The 17,142-nt window shown below is 78.1% G+C and carries 18 protein-coding genes; 13 read left to right on the plus strand and 5 right to left on the minus strand.

The genetic code is table 11. The features are described from left to right. The first annotated feature begins 32 nt into the window (after positions 1 to 32). Complete coding sequence (locus Q0848_RS00745; RefSeq protein ID WP_299033397.1) at positions 33 to 1,805, plus strand: VanW family protein; 1,773 nt, start codon at positions 33 to 35, stop codon at positions 1,803 to 1,805. A gap of 53 nt (positions 1,806 to 1,858) precedes the next feature. Here the strand turns inward: Q0848_RS00745 and Q0848_RS00750 are convergent, their stop codons facing one another. Next, positions 1,859 to 3,058, minus strand: coding sequence for an N-acetyltransferase (locus Q0848_RS00750; RefSeq protein ID WP_299033399.1), 1,200 nt, complete (start codon positions 3,056 to 3,058; stop codon positions 1,859 to 1,861). Positions 3,059 to 3,273: 215 nt separating this feature from the next. Here Q0848_RS00750 and fdxA point away from each other — a divergent pair, with 215 nt between their 5' ends. The 5 genes from fdxA to Q0848_RS00775 all read left to right on the plus strand — a co-directional run bounded on the left by fdxA (position 3,274) and on the right by Q0848_RS00775 (position 7,576). Further along, positions 3,274 to 3,600, plus strand: coding sequence for a ferredoxin (gene fdxA / locus Q0848_RS00755; protein ID WP_299033402.1), 327 nt, complete (start codon positions 3,274 to 3,276; stop codon positions 3,598 to 3,600). 8 nt (positions 3,601 to 3,608) lie between these two features. Then, positions 3,609 to 4,811 (plus strand): succinyldiaminopimelate transaminase, encoded by a 1,203-nt coding sequence (dapC, locus tag Q0848_RS00760; protein ID WP_299033405.1) that lies wholly within the window; start codon positions 3,609 to 3,611, stop codon positions 4,809 to 4,811. 182 nt (positions 4,812 to 4,993) lie between these two features. Beyond that, positions 4,994 to 6,313, plus strand: coding sequence for a citrate synthase (locus tag Q0848_RS00765; protein ID WP_299033408.1), 1,320 nt, complete (start codon positions 4,994 to 4,996; stop codon positions 6,311 to 6,313). 1 nt (position 6,314) lies between these two features. After that, entirely contained in the window at positions 6,315 to 6,611 is a 297-nt protein-coding gene (locus Q0848_RS00770; protein WP_299033411.1) for a hypothetical protein, read from the plus strand. Continuing rightward, entirely contained in the window at positions 6,608 to 7,576 is a 969-nt protein-coding gene (locus tag Q0848_RS00775; RefSeq protein ID WP_299033414.1) for an NAD-dependent epimerase/dehydratase family protein, read from the plus strand. The genes Q0848_RS00770 and Q0848_RS00775 overlap by 4 nt, the downstream gene beginning before the upstream one ends. A gap of 165 nt (positions 7,577 to 7,741) precedes the next feature. Here the strand turns inward: Q0848_RS00775 and Q0848_RS00780 are convergent, their stop codons facing one another. Further along, a complete protein-coding gene (locus tag Q0848_RS00780) occupies positions 7,742 to 8,674 on the minus strand; it encodes a hypothetical protein (RefSeq protein ID WP_299033417.1) in 933 nt (310 codons plus the stop codon). A gap of 23 nt (positions 8,675 to 8,697) precedes the next feature. Continuing rightward, positions 8,698 to 9,696 carry a 2,3,4,5-tetrahydropyridine-2,6-dicarboxylate N-succinyltransferase gene (gene dapD, locus Q0848_RS00785; protein WP_299033420.1) on the minus strand — a complete coding sequence of 333 codons (999 nt, stop codon included), beginning with the start codon at positions 9,694 to 9,696 and terminating at the stop codon, positions 8,698 to 8,700. Between the two features lie 127 nt (positions 9,697 to 9,823). Between dapD and dapE the strand changes: the two genes are divergently transcribed. Genes dapE through Q0848_RS00805 form a run of 4 tightly spaced genes read left to right on the plus strand, consistent with a single transcriptional unit; the run spans position 9,824 to position 12,487 of the window. Next, positions 9,824 to 11,011, plus strand: coding sequence for a succinyl-diaminopimelate desuccinylase (gene dapE / locus Q0848_RS00790; protein WP_299033423.1), 1,188 nt, complete (start codon positions 9,824 to 9,826; stop codon positions 11,009 to 11,011). Continuing rightward, the gene (locus Q0848_RS00795; protein WP_299033426.1) at positions 11,008 to 11,364 is read left to right on the plus strand and encodes a DivIVA domain-containing protein; all 357 of its coding nucleotides are present in this window, start codon (positions 11,008 to 11,010) and stop codon (positions 11,362 to 11,364) included. The genes dapE and Q0848_RS00795 overlap by 4 nt, the downstream gene beginning before the upstream one ends. 17 nt (positions 11,365 to 11,381) lie before the next feature. Beyond that, positions 11,382 to 11,852, plus strand: a complete 471-nt coding sequence (locus Q0848_RS00800) for a hypothetical protein (protein ID WP_299033429.1) — start codon at positions 11,382 to 11,384, stop codon at positions 11,850 to 11,852. Further along, positions 11,849 to 12,487, plus strand: a complete 639-nt coding sequence (locus Q0848_RS00805) for a DNA-3-methyladenine glycosylase I (RefSeq protein WP_299033431.1) — start codon at positions 11,849 to 11,851, stop codon at positions 12,485 to 12,487. Before Q0848_RS00800 ends, Q0848_RS00805 begins: the two co-directional genes overlap by 4 nt. An 81-nt stretch (positions 12,488 to 12,568) precedes the next feature. Here the strand turns inward: Q0848_RS00805 and Q0848_RS00810 are convergent, their stop codons facing one another. Then, positions 12,569 to 13,351, minus strand: coding sequence for an enoyl-CoA hydratase-related protein (locus tag Q0848_RS00810; RefSeq protein ID WP_299033434.1), 783 nt, complete (start codon positions 13,349 to 13,351; stop codon positions 12,569 to 12,571). Between the two features lie 152 nt (positions 13,352 to 13,503). Between Q0848_RS00810 and Q0848_RS00815 the strand changes: the two genes are divergently transcribed. Further along, positions 13,504 to 13,671 (plus strand): DUF3117 domain-containing protein, encoded by a 168-nt coding sequence (locus tag Q0848_RS00815; protein ID WP_299033437.1) that lies wholly within the window; start codon positions 13,504 to 13,506, stop codon positions 13,669 to 13,671. Positions 13,672 to 13,847: 176 nt separating this feature from the next. Beyond that, positions 13,848 to 15,368, plus strand: a complete 1,521-nt coding sequence (locus tag Q0848_RS00820) for a M17 family metallopeptidase (RefSeq protein WP_299033441.1) — start codon at positions 13,848 to 13,850, stop codon at positions 15,366 to 15,368. A gap of 180 nt (positions 15,369 to 15,548) precedes the next feature. Here the strand turns inward: Q0848_RS00820 and Q0848_RS00825 are convergent, their stop codons facing one another. Then, on the minus strand, positions 15,549 to 16,184 hold the full coding sequence (locus tag Q0848_RS00825) for a class I SAM-dependent methyltransferase (protein ID WP_366146362.1): 636 nt from the start codon (positions 16,182 to 16,184) through the stop codon (positions 15,549 to 15,551). 213 nt (positions 16,185 to 16,397) lie between these two features. Here Q0848_RS00825 and sigE point away from each other — a divergent pair, with 213 nt between their 5' ends. Next, positions 16,398 to 17,045, plus strand: coding sequence for an RNA polymerase sigma factor SigE (gene sigE / locus Q0848_RS00830; protein ID WP_299033444.1), 648 nt, complete (start codon positions 16,398 to 16,400; stop codon positions 17,043 to 17,045). Positions 17,046 to 17,142 lie beyond the last annotated feature (97 nt).

The following is a 17,142-nucleotide window of genomic DNA, read 5'->3' on the forward strand; positions in this document are numbered from 1 at the left end:
GGCGCACCGGTCGGTCCCCGTAGCATCGCCGGGTGCCTCCTGCTGACGACGCCAGCACCCCGGGCTCCCCGACGGAGCCACCCACCGGCGAGGGGAGGGGGACCGCCGCCCGGAGGCGCCGCTGGCCGTGGGGCGTCGGGGCCGCCGCCGTCCTCGTCCTGGGCGGGTACGGCGCGGCGGCCGCCCTGACGGCGGACCGCGTGCCCTCGGGCACGACGGTGGCCGGCGTCCCGCTGGGCGGCCTGGACCGCGACGAGGCCGAGCAGCGCCTGGCGCAGGACCTCCTGCCGCGCGCCGAGGAGCCGCTGGCGGTCGACGTGCTCGGCACCGGCGCCGAGGTGGTGCCCGCCGACGCCGGTCTGGCGCTCGACCCGAGGGCGACCGCGGACGGGCTGGTCGGCTTCTCCCTGGACCCGCGGGTCCTGTGGGCGCACGTCGCGGACCGGGGCGAGGAGGTCGCGCCCGAGACGACCGTCGACGACGACGCCCTCGCCGCCGCCGTCGAGGACCTCGCCGGGCGGGTGGACGCCGCGCCCGTGGAGGGGGACGTCGTCTTCGACGCCGAGGGCTACGACGTCGTCGCCGCCGTGCCCGGCACCGCCCTGGACCGCGAGGCCGCGGCCGCCGCGCTGGAGGAGGCCTGGCCGGGGGTCCTCGACCAAGCCGCGCCGGAGGCCCTCGAGCTGCCCGCCGAGGCCCCGGCACCGGCGGTGGACGCCGAGGCGGTCGACGCCTTCGTGGCCTCCTTCGCCGAGCCCGCGGTGGCGGGCCCCCTGCCGGTGCGCGTGGGCACGGCGACCGCCGAGGTGCCCGTGCCGGCGTTCGCGCCCGCGCTCTCCGCGGAGCCGGGGGAGGACGGCGCTCTCGCGCCCGTCGTCGACGCCGAGGCGCTGCGCAGCGCACTGCTCGAGGTCGAGCCCGACCTCGACGCCGAGGCGCAGGACGCCTCGCTCGAGCTGCAGGACGGCCGGCCCGTCGTGGTCCCGGCCGTGGTCGGGCGCAGCGTCGCCGCCGACGCCCTGGGGCCCGCGGCCCTGGAGGCCCTTGCGGTGCCGCCGGGCCCCGAGCGCGTGGCCGTGGTGACCTCGCAGGAAGTCCAGCCGGAGCGGACGACCGCGGACGTGGAGGCGCTCGGCGTCACCGAGGTCATCGCCGAGTTCTCGACGCCGCTGCGCGGCAGCAACGCCGGGCGCCTGCAGAACGTGCGCACCGCGGCGCGCGCGGTGGACGAGACGCTGCTGGCCCCCGGCGAGGTGTTCGACCTCAACGAGGTGCTGGGGCGCCGGACGGCGGCCGCCGGCTACGCCGAGGCGACGATCATCAGCGGCGGCCGCTACGTGGAGAGCTACGGCGGCGGGGTCTCCCAGATCTCGACGACGCTCTACAACGGCGCGTTCTTCGCGGGCCTGGAGCTGCTGGACCACCAGCCGCACTCCTTCTACATCTCCCGCTACCCCGAGGGGCGCGAGGCGACGCTGGACTTCAACAGCATCGACATGCGCTTCCGCAACGACACGAGCACCGGCGTCCTCATCCAGATGAGCGCCGGCAGCAGCAGCTCCGGCGACGTGACCGTCCGCTTCTGGGGCACGGACGTGAGCGACGTCGAGACCTCCACCAGCTCGCGGCGGAACATCACCCAGCCGGAGAGCCGCGAGATCGACGACGACGACTGCATCCCCTCGACCGCCGGCGAGGGCTTCACGGTGACCGTCACGCGCACCGTGACCCGGGCCGGCGGCGTCGTCCACGACGACCGCGACGTCGTCCGCTACGACCCGGTGCCCGGGATCACCTGCGTCTGACCCGGTCCGACGTCCAGCGCCGCGCGGGGCGCTGGACGGCGCCCGCCGTGGCGTCAGCGGGGAGAGGGCGCCTCGCGGTAGGCGTACCGGTGGTGCTCGACGAGGCCGAGGGACTCGTACAGGGACCGCGCGCGGTCGTTGCCGTCGGCCACCTGCAGGGCGACGCGGTCGGCGCCGCGCTCGCCCGCCCAGACGGCGAGCGCGGCCACGACGGCGCGGGCGAGGCCCCGGCGGCGGTGCCCGGTCGCCACGGCGAGGTCGGTCAGCACCGCCCACCCGTCAGCCACGGCCATGCGCCCGGCGGCCGCGGCAGCACCGGCCTCGCCCTCGTCCACGTCCTCGCGGACGACGGCGAAGGCCTGCGCGGGCGCCGAGCGGAGGAGGCCGTCCACGACAGGGTCGTCGACGGCGCCGGGCCGCACGAGCGCCGTCCACGCGGCGTCCGGGGCAGCGCTCACGAGCACGCGCGGCGCCCCGGCCCGAGCGCCGGCGCCCGAGGACCCCGGGCCGGCCGGCGGTCCGGCGGCCCCCGGGGCGGCCAGCGCCTGCAGGGCCCCGACCATCACGGTCGTGGGGCTGACGAGCGACCACCCGCGCCGGGCCAGCTCGGCGTCGACGTCGGCGACGGCCGCGAGGCCGGCCGCGTCCGCGCGCGCAGCGGCGCCCACCGGCGCGCCCGTCGACCGCGGCAGCTGGAAGCGGGGGGTGGAGCCGCGGGCGGAGAGCCAGTCGCCCGCGGCCTCCACCGCCCGTCCGAGGTCGTCGGCCGTGCCCGCCGCGGGCCCCGGGTCGCCGGCCGCCCCCGCGCCGGTCGACGGGGCGCCCGTCGGGCCGGGCTCGCCGAGGACGAGCACCGAGCTGGCGCGCCGCGTGCGGTCGCCGGCGGAGCGCAGGAGCCACCGGCCGGTCCGGGCGACGTCCGCCGGCTGCCACGCGCGGGCGAGGACGGCCTCGAGGTCCAGGACGCCGACGACCGGCTCGCCGGCGCGCGGACGGCGCACCCGCGGCGGCACGCGGCGGGCGGCGACGACGTCGCCCGCCGGGACCTCGACGAGCGCCCCGTCGCCCCGGCGCACGGCCAGGACCTCCCCGGCGCGCTCGAGGACGCCCACGACGTCGCTCGCCGCGCCGTCGGGCAGCCGGTGCCGCACGACGACGCGCCCCCCGACCGCCGAGGGCGGCAGCGCGCTGCGGCTCCGCTCCGCGGCGGGCGGGCGCGCGGGGTCGCCGGGGGGCGGGAGGGGGCTCGGCACGGCGGAAGGCTGCCACGGAGCGCAGGAGCGGAGGGCCCCGCCGTCCCGCGACCCGCCGGCCCGGGCCCGAGCGGGTGGCGCCTCGCGCCCCGGCCGTCGTCCGGCGGTCGGACCGGCCGGGCGGGGGGAGCGCCGGCGGGTAGATTGACGCGCGTTCCGCCGTCCCCTCGCCGCACGCCGGGGGACGCCCTCGACCGCCCCGGAAGGTACGACCCGTGACGTACGTCATCGCCCAGCCCTGCGTCGACCTCAAGGACAAGGCCTGCATCGAGGAGTGCCCGGTCGACTGCATCTACGAGGGCGAGCGCGCCCTCTACATCCACCCGGACGAGTGCGTGGACTGCGGCGCCTGCGAGCCGGTCTGCCCGGTGGAGGCCATCTACTACGAGGACGACGTCCCCGAGCAGTGGAGCGCCTTCACGGCGGCCAACGTGGAGTTCTTCGACGACCTGGGATCGCCCGGCGGCGCGGCGAAGATGGGCCTCATCCACAAGGACCACCCGGTGGTCACGGCCCTCCCGCCGCAGGAGCACGACAGCTGAGCGCCGTCGTGACCGGCGCCGGGGCGCTCGGCGGAGGTGCCGGGCGCCTGGCGCTGCCCGACTTCCCGTGGGACGCGCTCGTGCCGCACGCGGAGCGGGCGCGGCGGGTGCCCGGCGGCATCGTCGACCTGTCCGTCGGCACCCCCGTGGACCCGACGCCGGCGCTGCTGCGCGACGCGCTCGCCGCGGCCTCGGACTCCCCGGGGTACCCGCAGGTGTGGGGCACCCCCGCGGTGCGCGAGGCCGTGGCGGGCTGGTTCGCCCGTCGCCGCGGCGTCCCGGAGCTCGACCCGGACGGGGTGATGCCGACGCCCGGGTCCAAGGAGCTGGTCGCGTGGCTGCCGACGCTGCTCGGCCTCGGCCCGGGCGACGTGGTCGCCCACCCGGCCGCCGCCTACCCGACGTACGACGTCGGCGCCCGCCTGGCGGGCGCGGCGCCCCTGGCGCTGGACGACGTCGCCTCGCTGGCCTCCCCGCAGGTGGAGCTGCCCGGCGGCGGCACGGGGCGCATCCGGCTCGTGTGGCTGAACTCGCCGTCCAACCCCACGGGCGCGGTCGACCCGGTGGAGCGCCTCGCCGCCGTCGTGGCCTGGGCGCGCGAGCACGACGTCGTGGTCGCGAGCGACGAGTGCTACGCCGAGCTGGGCTGGCGCGCCCCGGCGGACGGGCCCGCGGAGGGCCTGGACGTCGACGCCCGCGGCGACGTCGTCGTGCCGAGCGTGCTGGACCCCCGCGTCGTCGGGGACGACCCGAGCGGCGTCCTCGCCGTGTACTCGCTGTCCAAGCAGTCCAACCTCGCGGGCTACCGGGCGGCGTTCGTCGCCGGGTGCCCCGCGCTGGTGCGGGCGCTCGTCGCGGTGCGCAAGCACGCCGGCGTGATCGTGCCGCGGCCGGTGCAGGAGGTCCTGCGCACGGCGCTGGAGGACGACGCGCACGTCGCCGAGCAGAAGGAGCGCTACCGCGCGCGCCGGGACGTCCTGCGCCCGGCGCTGGAGGCCGCCGGAGGACGGGTCGACGGGTCGGTCGCGGGGCTCTACCTGTGGACGACGTTCGGGGAGCCGGCCCTGGCCACCGTGGCCCGCCTCGCCGACCTGGGGGTGCTCGTGGCGCCCGGGTCCTTCTACGGCGCCGCGGGGGAGCAGCACGTGCGGGTGGCGCTCACCGCGAGCGACGAGCGCGTCGCCGCAGCGGCCCAGCGCCTGCACGGCTGACCCCGGCGCTCCCCGGAGCCGCTGCGACCGGCGTTCGCCGCGCGTCGGCGCCGCCCGGTAGCGTGCGAGTCGCGCCCTCGCGGAGCGCCCCGACGACGCGGCACCGGTCGAGCGGGAGCCGCGGGCGGCCCGACGACCACGAGCGGCCCGCACCGGAGCCGCGCTGCTGCGAGGAGACGCCCGTGACCGAGGACCAGGCCGCCACCGCCCCCGCCTCCCCCGAGGGGAGCGTGCTGCACCACCCCGGCGGCGAGCTCCCGCTCGCGACCGTGCCGGCGACCGAGGGCAGCTCGGGCATCGACGTCTCGAAGCTGCTGAAGGAGACGGGCCAGGTCACGCTCGACCCGGGCTTCGTCAACACGGCGTCGTGCCGCTCCGAGATCACCTACATCGACGGCGACGCCGGCATCCTGCGCTACCGCGGCTACCCGATCGAGCAGCTGGCCGAGGGCTCGACCTTCCTCGAGACGAGCTACCTGCTCATCCACGGGAACCTGCCCAGCGCCGCCGAGCTCGAGGAGTTCTCCTCGAGCCTCAGCCGGCACACGCTGCTGCACGAGGACCTGAAGAACTTCTTCAACGGCTTCCCCTCGAACGCCCACCCCATGCCGGTCCTGAGCTCGGCCGTCTCCGCGCTGTCCACGTTCTACGAGGACAGCCTCGACCCGTTCGACCGCCGCGCCGTGGACCTCTCGACCGTCCGGCTGATGGCGAAGCTCCCCACGATCGCGGCCTACGCGCACAAGAAGACGCTGGGCCAGCCCTTCCTGTACCCGGACAACTCCCTCGGCCTGGTGGAGAACTTCCTCCGGATGACCTTCGGCTTCCCGGCCGAGCCCTACGAGGTCGACCCCGCGCTGGCCTCGGCCCTGGACCAGCTCTTCATCCTGCACGCCGATCACGAGCAGAACTGCTCCACGTCGACGGTGCGGATGGTGGGCTCGGGCCAGGCGAACCTCTACGCGTCGGTCTCCGCGGGCATCCACGCGCTGTCGGGGCCGCTGCACGGCGGTGCCAACTCGGCGGTGCTGACCATGCTGGACGACATCATCGCCAGCGGCGACGACGTCGACACCTTCATGGAGCGCGTGAAGAAGAAGGAGAAGGGCGTCCGGCTGATGGGCTTCGGCCACCGGGTCTACAAGAACTACGACCCGCGCGCCGCCATCGTCAAGAAGACGGCCGACCGCGTGCTCGAGCAGCTCGGCGTCAACGACCCGCGCCTCGACGTGGCGCTGCGGCTCGAGGAGATCGCCCTGCGCGACGACTACTTCGTCGAGCGCAAGCTGTACCCGAACGTGGACTTCTACACCGGCCTGATCTACAAGGCGATGGGCTTCCCGACGCGGATGTTCACCGTCCTGTTCGCCATCGGCCGCCTGCCGGGCTGGATCGCCCAGTGGCGCGAGATGATGGAGGACCCGCAGACCAAGATCGGGCGCCCGCGCCAGGTCTACGTCGGCGAGCCCGAGCGCGCGTACGTGCCGATCGGCCAGCGCTGACGTGGCGGCCGACGGCGGCCCCGGCACCCGGGCGCTCGGCGCGCTGACCGCCCCCGACGACGACCTGCGCGCGTGGGCGCGGCTGGCGCCGCTCGGGCTGGTGCTCCTCGGCGCCGGGACCTGCGTCACGGGCGACGCCGCCGTCGGCCGCGGCACGGGCGCGTCCCGGCGCCGCTGGGTCCTCGGGGGGACGGTGGGGCTGCTGCTGCAGGGCGCGGGCCTGTCCGTCTTCGGCGAGGCCGTCAAGCGCCGGGCCCTGCACGACGTCCGGACCTCGTCCGCGGCGGGTGCCGCGTGAGGGTCGTCGTCGTCGGCGCGACCGGCCACATCGGCACCTACCTGGTGCCGCGGCTGGTGCGCGCGGGCCACGAGGTGGTCGCGATGAGCCGCGGCGAGCGGGAGCCCTACTCGCCCGACGACGCCTGGTCGTCGGTCGAGCGCGTGCGGGTGGACCGGGACGCCGAGGACGCGGCCGGGACCTTCGCCGGTCGCGTGATCGACCTGCGCCCCGACGCCGTCGTCGACCTCGTCTGCTTCACGCCCGCCTCCGCGGAGCAGCTGGTGGAGGGCCTGCGGGGCCGGGTCGACCACCACGTCCACTGCGGGACCGTCTGGGTGCACGGCGACAGCACCGTCGCCCCCATGGACGAGGACGACGACCGGGAGCCCTACGGCGACTACGGCGTCCAGAAGGACGCGATCGAGCACCTGCTGGTCGAGGAGACCCGCCGCGGCGGGCTCGTCAGCACCGTGGTCCACCCCGGCCACATCAGCGGGCCGGGCTGGCCCTGCATCACGCCGGCGGGCAACCTCGACCCGCGCACCTGGCAGGCGCTCGCGGCCGGCGAGCCGCTGGTGCTGCCGGGCTCGGGCTCGGAGCTCATGCACCACGTCCACGCCGACGACGTCGCCGCGCTGTTCGAGCGCTCGCTCGAGCGGCGCGACGCGGCGGCGGGGCAGGCCTTCCACGCCGTCTCCCCGCAGGCCATGACGTCGCGCGGGCTCGCCCGGGCCGCTGCCGCCTGGTTCGGCCGCGAGGCCGTCCTCGAGCAGGTCAGCTGGGAGCGCTTCGCCGAGACGACGGCGCCCGAGCACGTCGAGGCCAGCCGCGCCCACCTGCTGCGCAGCCACAGCGCCAGCACGCGTCGCGGCCGCGAGGTGCTCGGCCACGAGCCCCGGTACTCCTCGGCCGAGACCTGCCGCCAGGCCGTGCGCTCGCTCGTCGACGCCGGCGAGCTCGACCTCGGTGGCGCCCGGCCCTGAGGCGGCGCCGGCGCCGCGCCGGGGGCTGGCTCGCCGGACCGGGGACGCCGGACCGGGGACGCCGGACCGGGGACGCCGGACCGGGGACGCCGGACCGGGGACGCTGAGTGCGGGGCGCCGGTGCGAGCGTGGTCGGTGTCCCGGGTCTGCGTCAGTCGGCCCCGGTCAGCCGGCGACGGTCAGGCGCACGACCCCCGGGCCCGGCGCGGAGGCGTCCGGCGTCCACGCGGCCTCGCCGCGCACCCAGCGGCGCCCGTCGGTGGCCACCTCGACGACGTCCGTGCTGACGGCGCGGGCCACCGCCCAGTGCGCGAGGGCCCAGCCGGCGCGGGTGCCCTCCTCGCCCTCGCCGTAGGAGCGGTCCAGCACGGTGCCGGAGGCGTCGTCGTCGAGCGGAGCCAGGTCCTGCTCGCCGAGCTGGGCCGCGGCCTCCTCGACCACCGCACGCGCGCGGGGGGCGAGACCGTCCTCGCCCGGCACTTGGGGCGTGCCGCTGACCTCCACGTCGGGCAGCCGGCACACGAGGGAGGCGGGGGAGTGGCCGGTCAGGGCCGAGGCCAGGACGCGCGCCTCCGGCTCGTGGTCGGCGTAGGCCGTGGGGAACCCCGAGCGCTGCACCTCCTGGGCGGCGACCGTGACGTCCATCGACGCGTAGTCGTCGACCTCCACGAGGCCGTCGTAGAAGGCCTCGGTGGCGTAGAGCGGGTCCTGCACCTGCTCGGGGGTGCCCCAGCCCTGGGAGGGCCGCTGCTGGAAGAGGCCCAGGGAGTCGCGGTCGCCGTGGTCGAGGTTGCGCAGGCCGGACTCCTGGATCGCCGTGGCGATGGCGATCGTGGCGGCCCGGGGCGGCAGGCCCCGCGCCTGCGACCGGGCGGTGATGAGCGCTGCCACCGCGGCGCGGTCGGCCGTCAGGGTGTGCTCGTCGCCGCTGGCCGAGGCCGTGCAGCGCGGGCTGACGACCGGCACGTCCACCTCCCGCACCACCACCGCGCCGACGACGGCGGTGGCGCCGAGCAGGAGCGCGGCGACGGCGGCTGTGCGGCCCAGGCGCCGGCGGCGCTCGGCGGACGCCCGGCGGCGCGCGGAGGAGGACGGCACGGCGCGTCGGGGAGCCGGCGTCGTCAGTTCGCGTGCAGCGCCGCGTTGAGCGCGCCCCAGGAGCCGCTGCGGGTCCGCGCCTCGACGGCGCCCGTCGTGGAGTCGCGCCACAGCTGGAGGCCGTCGACGCCGGACAGCTCGCGGGCCTTGACCACGCGGGCGACCTCGCGCGTCTGCGGGTCGACGACGGACACCTTCGTGCCCGCCGTCACGTACAGCCCGGCCTCGACGACGCAGTCGTCCCCGAGCGAGATGCCGATCCCGGCGTTGGCGCCGAGCAGGCACCGCTCGCCCACGGAGATGACCTCGGTGCCGCCGCCGGACAGCGTCCCCATGATCGACGACCCCCCGCCGACGTCCGAGCCGTCGCCGACCACGACGCCCGCGCTGATGCGCCCCTCGACCATCGAGGCGCCGAGGGTCCCGGCGTTGAAGTTCACGAAGCCCTCGTGCATGACCGTGGTGCCGGGCGCGAGGTGCGCCCCGAGCCGCACGCGGGAGGCGTCCGCCACGCGCACCCCGGACGGCAGCACGTAGTCGGTCATGCGGGGGAACTTGTCGACGCCGAGCACGGTGACGCGCTCGCCGCGGGCGGCCAGCAGCCGGGTGCGCACGTCCTCGAAGCCCTCGACCGCGCAGGGGCCGGCGGAGGTCCACACGACGGTCGGCAGCACGCCGAACAGGCCGGTGAGGTCGACGCCGTGGGGGCGCACGAGGCGGGCGGAGAGCAGGTGCAGGCGCAGGTAGGCGTCCGGCACGTCGGCGGGGGCCGCGTCGAGGTCGACGACGGTGCGCACGACGTGCGTGCGGACGCCGCGCCGCGGGTCGGTGCCCTCGAGGGCCGCCAGGTCGGCGGGGACGCCGAAGGGCCCAGGGTCGTCGCCGGGGTACCCGAGAGCCGGTGCGGGGTACCAGGTGTCGAGGACGGCGCCGTCGTCGGTGCTGGTGGCCAGCCCGTAGCCCCAGGCCCAGCGGGCCTCGGGAGCGCTCGTGTCGGAGGTCTGGTCGGAGGCGTCCGGCATGGCGCCGAGGCTACCGGGGGCGCGGCGCGCGGACCGCCGCGCCTCGCCCGCCGGCCCTCGCGCGCACCCTCCCCGGCGCCGCGGCGCGCGCCCGCCCGGCGGGCCCCGGCGCCCTACCCTTCCCGGCATGACGACCGCGCCGCCGCAGCCCGCCGTCCTCGACCTCGCAGCCGACCTCGCGGACCTGCTGCAGGCCGTGTGCGACCTCGAGTCGGTCAGCGGGGACGAGGCGCGCCTGGCCGACGCCGTGGAGGCCGCCCTCACGGGCTGCGCGCACCTGGAGGTGCTGCGCGACGGGGACGCCGTCGTGGCGCGCACCCGCCTGGGCCGCTCCTCGCGGGTCGTCGTGGCGGGGCACCTCGACACCGTCCCGCTGGGCCGGCGCGAGGACGGCAGCCCCAACCTGCCGACGTGGCGCACGGGCTCCGGCGCCGACGAGGTGGTGCACGGCCGCGGCACGGCCGACATGAAGGGCGGTGTGGCCGTAGCGCTCTCGCTCGCCGCGTCGCTCGTGGAGCCGTCCCGGGACGTCACCTGGGTCTTCTACGACCACGAGGAGGTGGAGGCCTCCCTCAACGGCCTGGGCCGCCTGGCCGCCAACCACCCGGACTGGCTGGCCGGCGACGTCGCCGTGCTCGGCGAGCCCACGTCCGCGGCCGTCGAGGGCGGCTGCAACGGGACCCTGCGCGTCGAGGTGACCCTCACCGGGGTCCCCGCCCACTCGGCGCGGCCCTGGCGCGGGCGCAACGCCGTGCACGCGGCCGCGCCGCTGCTGGCGCTCCTGGCCGACCACGACCCCGGCGAGCGGGAGGTGGACGGCCTGGTCTACCGCCAGAGCCTGCAGGCGGTCGGCGTCCGCGGCGGCGGCGCCGGCAACGTCGTCCCGGACCGCTGCGTGGTGACGATCAACCACCGCTTCGCGCCCGACCGGACGCTGGCGCAGGCCGAGGCCGACCTGCGCGAGCTGCTGGCCGGCTACGACGTCGTCCTCACCGACGGCGCGGAGGGCGCCCGCCCCGGCCTGGACCGACCCGCCGCGGCCGACGTCGTCGCGGTGACGGGGGAGGAGCCCCGCGCCAAGCTCGGGTGGACCGACGTCGCCCGCTTCAGCGCCCTCGGCGTGCCCGCCGTCAACTTCGGCCCCGGCGACCCCCTGCTGGCCCACGCCGACGACGAGCGGTGCCCGGTCTCGGACCTGCACCGCTGCGCCCAGGTGCTCGGCGACTGGCTCCGGGGCACCCCGCGCGAGGACGTCGCGGCCGGCCCGGCCCCCGGCGCGTCGGCGCCCCGCGAGCCTGGGACGATCGCGCCGTGACCCTGGTGCTGCTCCTCGTGGCCGTCGCGGTGGCCGGCGGCGCGGTCGCCGTCGCGCTCGGCCGCATCCCCGGCGGGCTGGACGAGCCGACGACGAGCAGGCCGCTGCGGGCGCTGCCCGACGGTCCGCTGGCCGCCGACGACCTCGACCGCGTGCGCTTCTCCCTCGGGCTGCGCGGCTACCGCATGGACGAGGTGGACGCCGTGCTCGACCGCGTCCGCGACGAGGTGGCCGAGCGCGACGCGCGCCTGGCCGAGCTGGAGGCGCTCGTGCGGCGCGCCGACCCGGTCGACCCGCCGTGGCGGGAGCCCGGCGCGACGGCGGAGCGGGCCGCGGCGGGGGGCGGGTCCTGATGCGCCTCGTCGTCGAGGTGAGCGCTCGCCGCAGCGCCCCGGTCGTGTGGCGCCACCTGACGGACTGGCCCTGGCAGACCGGGTCCATCCCCCTCACCCGGGTCTTCTCCACCCGTCGCACCGGCGGGGTGGGGGACTCCTTCACCGGCCGCACCGCGCTCCTCGGCGTCGGCTTCGACGACCCCATGGACGTCGTCCGCTGGGAGCCTCCGACGGCCGGGGCCCCCGAGGACGGCGGTCTCCCGGGCACCGCCGTGCTGGCCAAGCGCGGCTCCGTCGTGCTCGGCAGCGCCGCCCTGCGGGTCGACCCGCTCACGGCCGGCTCGTGCCGCGTGGTCTGGGGCGAGGACGTCGAGATCGCACCCGTGGCCCTCACCCGCCCGCTGGCGCCGCTGCTGCGCGTGCCCGCCTGGGTGGGGCTGCGGTCGGTGGTCGTCGACATGGTCCGCCGCGTCGAGGCGCAGACCCCCGAGCCGCTCGAGCCGTGACCGAGCGCCCGCAGGGGCCCGTGCTCGGGTCCTCGGGCGGGGACGGGGGCGGTCCCGTGGTCGGCGACGACGGGCGCGCCCGCTGCCCCTGGGGCGACGGCCCCGAGGACTACCGCCGCTACCACGACGAGGAGTGGGGCCGCCCGGTCACGGGCGAGGCCGAGCTCTTCGAGCGCCTGAGCCTCGAGGCGTTCCAGTCCGGCCTGTCCTGGCTCACGATCCTGCGCAAGCGCCCCGCCTTCCGCGTCGCCTTCGCGGGCTTCGACGCCGACGCCGTCGCGGCCTTCGGGCCGGACGACCGCGCGCGGCTGCTCGCCGACGCGGGGATCGTGCGCAACCGCGCCAAGGTCGACGCCGTCCTCGCGAACGCGCGCGCCGTCGTCGCGCTGCGCGAGCGCGGGGGGCTCGAGGCGCTGCTCGTGCGCGCGGCCGAGCCGGCGGGCCACCGCCCCGCGCCCGAGCACGTGGGCGAGGTCCCCTCGGCCACCCCGGCGTCCGCAGCCCTCGCGCGGGCGCTGAAGGCCGAGGGCCTCGTCTTCGTGGGGCCGACCACCGCCTACGCGACGATGCAGGCGGTCGGGCTCGTCGACGACCACCTCGCCGGGTGCTGGGTGCGGGGCGGCGGGAGCGGCTGAGCCGCAGGCGGTCGCCCGGACCCCGCTGCTCGCGGAGGAGCCCGGCGCCCGCGCCGGGGCTCGTCGCGAGCGCTGCGGCCCTCAGCGCCGGCGGCGGAGGAAGGCCTCGACCGCGGCGCGGTGCTCGGGGCGCTGCGCCGCCTCGACCACGAGGCGCCCCTCGTGCTCCAGCGTCGCGGCCAGGTCGTGCGTCGCGGCGAAGGCCAGGGCGCGCCGCGTGGCCACGAGCGCCGCCGTCGGGCCGGCCGCCAGCTGCTGCGCCACCTCGGTGACGCGCGCGTCGAGGGCGTCGTCGTCGACGGCCTCGGTGGCCAGCCCGATCGCCGCGCACTCCGCCGCCGGCAGGGGGCGGGGGAGCAGCAGCAGGTCGCGGGCGCGCCCCTCGCCCACCAGGCGCGGCAGCCACCACGACGTCCCCGTGTCGGGTGGCAGCCCCACGCGGGAGAAGCCGAGGTCGATGCGGGCGGACGCCGCGAGCAGCCGCAGATCGGCGGCCAGGGCCAGCGCGGCCCCGGCGCCCGCAGCGGTGCCGCGGACGGCGGCCACCACCGGCGCCGGCATCTCGGCCAGCAGCAGCGCGAGCGGGGCGTACTCCTCCTCGACGACCCGCCCCAGCGCGGCGTCGCCGTCGGCGAGCCGCGCGGCGTGCTCGCGCAGGTCCTGCCCGGCGCAGAAGGAGTCCCCCGCGCCCGTGAGGACCACGCAGCGCACGGCCCCCGCCTCGGCGTCCGCCGCGACCTCCCGCAGGGCGGCCAGCAGCGCTCGGCGGGTGGCGGCGTCCAGGGCGCCGCGGACCTCCGGGCGCCCGACGACGACCCGGGCGACGGCGCCGTCGTGCTCGACGGCGGCGAGCGGCGCGGTCACGGGACCTCCGGGGGCTGACGGCGCGGGCGCGGGAGGGCGCCGGGCGCCCCGCGAGGGCACCGGTGCCGCCCGGGAGGCTAGCCCCGTTTCGACTTCCCGCGATCACCACGGATAATGGAGGCCGATCACGTCCACAGGAAGGGGACCCGCAGATGGCGGCCATGAAGCCGAGGACAGGTGACGGCCCGCTCGAGGTCACGAAGGAGGGTCGCGGCATCGTCATGCGCATGCCCCTGGAGGGCGGCGGGCGGCTCGTCGTCGAGATGACCCCCGACGAGGCCAAGGGCCTGGGCGACGCGCTGGGCACGGCGGTCGGCTGACCGGTCCGCCGGTCCGCGACCTGCACGACGGCCCCGCCCGGAGCGCTCCGGGCGGGGCCGTCGTGCGTCCACCGCCCGCCCCGACCACCGGACCCCGCTGCCGACCCGGCCGCGAGGGCCCCGCGGCCGGGCCGGGCCGCCGGGCGGACGCCGGAGCCGTGGGTAGGGTCGCGGACGTGGTCGCCCGCATGCCCCGCCTGGTCCCCGTCTCGAGCAGCGACGTCCGCTCCGCCGCCGGGGCCGACGTCCTCGCGGTCCCCGTCGCCGCGCCGCCCCCCGGGGAGAGCGATCCGCAGCCGCGCCCGGGGACGGCCGACGCCGCGGTGTGGCTGGGGGTGAACACGGCCGTCCTGGCCGAGCAGCAGCGCTTCCGCGGGGCGGCGGGCGAGGTCCTCGGCGTGCCCCTGCCGTCCTCGCGCGACGACGGCGCGGGCCCTCGCCGCCTCCTCCTGCTCGGCGTCGGCGACGGCGGCGCGACGGCCCTGCGCCGCGCCGGCGCGGCGCTGGCGCGCGCCACCCGCGGCACCGAGCGCGTCGTGACGACGGCCGGTGTCGGGCTCGCCCCGCGGGCGCTGCGGTCCCTGCTCGAGGGACTGCTCCTGGCGAGCTACGACCCGCCCCGCACGGGGCTGGAGGACGGCCCCCGACCGGCGGCCGAGGTCGTGGAGCTCCTCGGCGTGGACGAGGGGCCCGCGCTGGCGCGCGCCGTCGTCGCCGCGCGCGCCACGTGGCGCGCGCGGGACCTGACCACCACGCCGTCGTCGGTCAAGGACCCGGCCTGGGTGGCCGAGCAGGCCCGCGCCCTGGCCGCCGACGTCCCCGGCGTCGAGGTCGAGGTGCTCGACGCGGCCGCCCTGGAGCGCCAGGGCTTCGGCGGCATCCTCGCGGTGGGTCGCGGCTCGGACTCCCCGCCGTGCCTGGTGACCGTGCGGTACCGGCCTGCCGCCGGGACGGCGCCGCGGCGCCACGTCGTGCTCGTGGGCAAGGGCATCACCTTCGACAGCGGGGGCCTGTCCATCAAGCCCCGCGAGGGCATGGTCCCGATGAAGACCGACATGGCCGGCGCCGCGGTCGTCCTCGCCGCCGTCCTCGGCGCGGCCGAGATGGAGCTGCCCCAGCCCGTCACGGCGCTGCTGCCGCTGGCCGAGAACGCCTTCGGCGGGTCCTCCTACCGCCCCGGCGACGTCGTGCGCGTCCACGGCGGCACCACCGTGGAGATCGCCAACACCGACGCCGAGGGGCGGATGGTCCTGGCGGACGCCCTCGCCCACGCCGACGCGTCCCTGGACCCCGACCTGCTCGTGGACGTGGCCACGCTGACGGGGGCGGCCTCCCTGGGCCTGGGCAAGCGCCACGCGGCCCTGTACACCGGGGACGCCCCGCTGCTCGAGCAGCTGCGCAGCGCCTCCGAGGCGACGGGCGAGCGCGTCTGGCGGATGCCGCTGGTGGAGGACTACACCTACGCCCTGGACTCCGACGTCGCCGACCTGCGGCACGTGGCCGCCAAGGGCGGCCCCGGCGCGGGGTCCATCACCGCCGCGCTGTTCCTGCGCGAGTTCGTCGGCTCGCGGCGCTGGGCGCACCTGGACATCGCCGGCCCCGGCCGGGCCGACAAGGACGAGCACGAGGTCACCCGGGGCGCCACGGGCTTCGGCGCCCGCCTGCTGCTGCGGTGGCTGGAGGACGGCGCCGTCTGACGCGCGGCGCCCGCACGGGGCGTCGCAGCGCCCCGGTGCCGTCCTGACGCCCGGTGCCGTCCTGACGCCGCCCGGCGTCCTGGGGCGCGCCTCGTCGACGGGGTGCCGCCGACGGGGCCGGACCCGGCAGCCCGGCGACGACGGGCCTCGGAGGGCCGGTCGGGGGCGCCGGGGGACGGCTCAGCCGCGGACGACCCCGACGAGCAGGCCGTCGCCCACCGGCAGGAGGGCGGGCACGAGGCGCTCGTCGTCGCGCACGCGCCGACCGGCCTGGCGGACGGCGGTCGTGGTCTCGTCGCGCTGCGCCGGGTCGGCGACCTTGTCGCGCCACAGGGCGCCGACGACGACGAGGAGGCCGCCCGGCCGCAGCAGCCGGAGCGCCTGGTCGAGGTGGGCGTCCAGGTCGCGGCGGTCGGCGTCGAGCAGCACGAGGTCGTAGGCGCCGTCGGTCAGGCGCGGCAGCACGTCCTGCGCGCGGCCCCCGATGACGCGGACCCGCCCGCCGCGGACGCCGGCGTCGGCGAGCGCCTCGCGGGCGGCCCGCTGGTGCTCGGGCTCGCTGTCGATCGTCGTCAGGACGCCGTCGGCGGGCATGCCCGCCAGCAGCCACAGCGTGGAGACGCCGCTGCCGGTGCCGACCTCGACCACCGCGCGGGCCGCCGAGGCGGCGGCGAGCACCCGCAGGGCCGCGCCGGTGCCCGGGGCGACGGGCGAGCAGCCCAGCTCGACGCCGCGGCCCCGCGCGCGCTCCGTCGCCTCGTCCTCGACGACGAAGTCCTCGGCGTAGCTGCGGCTGGCGGCGGACGTGGCGGCGATGACGCACCCCTCGGCTCGTGCGCCCCTCCCGACCGGGTCGGTCGGCGGCGGCGCCCCCCGAGGCTAGTGGGAGAGCGGCGGGCAGGAGAGCGGCGCGGGGGAGGGCCGCGGGGCGCCCGGGCGGCGGCGTCCGCTGCTCCGTCCGCTGGTCCCTGCGCGGCGCGGGGCCGGGGCTGCCAGGTGGCGTCCAGGCGCCGGTGGCACCATCGGCGCATGACGACGCGAGCCCACGGCTCCGCGCACACCGCTGCCGGGCACGACGACGCCGGGCGCACCGACGCAGGGCGCACCGAGGCCGTCCACGCCGATGTCCCGGGGGCGCCCGCGGACGGAGACGCCTGGACGCCGCCGTCCTGGGACCAGGTGGTCCGGGACCACTCGGCCCGGGTCTTCCGCCTGGCCTACCGCCTGACGGGCAACCGCCACGACGCCGAGGACCTGACGCAGGAGGTCTTCGTCCGGGTGTTCCGGTCCCTGTCCTCCTACACGCCGGGGACCTTCGAGGGCTGGCTCCACCGCATCACCACCAACCTCTTCCTCGACCAGGTGCGGCGCCGCCAGCGCATCCGCTTCGACGCCCTCGGGGACGACGCGACGGACCGCCTCCCGGGCGGGGACCCGGGGCCGGAGCGGGCGTTCGAGCACGGCAACCTCGACCACGACGTGCAGGCGGCGCTGCTCGACCTGTCGCCGGAGTTCCGCGCGGCCGTGGTGCTCTGCGACATCGAGGGCCTCAGCTACGAGGAGATCGCCCGGACCCTGGGCGTCAAGATCGGCACGGTGCGCTCGCGCATCCACCGCGCCCGCGCCCAGCTGCGCGCGTCCCTGGCCCACCGCGCCCCCACCGCCCGCCTGGACTGAGGCCCGGAGCGCCGCTCGGCACGCCGCGCCCCCGCCGGACGTCGGTCCGCGGGAGGGCCGCCCGGGGGTCTCGTGCGGGCCCGGTGCGCGCCGCCGC

Origin of the sequence: uncultured Pseudokineococcus sp. (genome assembly GCF_947495735.1) — a bacterium.
Lineage (GTDB): Bacteria > Actinomycetota > Actinomycetes > Actinomycetales > Quadrisphaeraceae > Pseudokineococcus.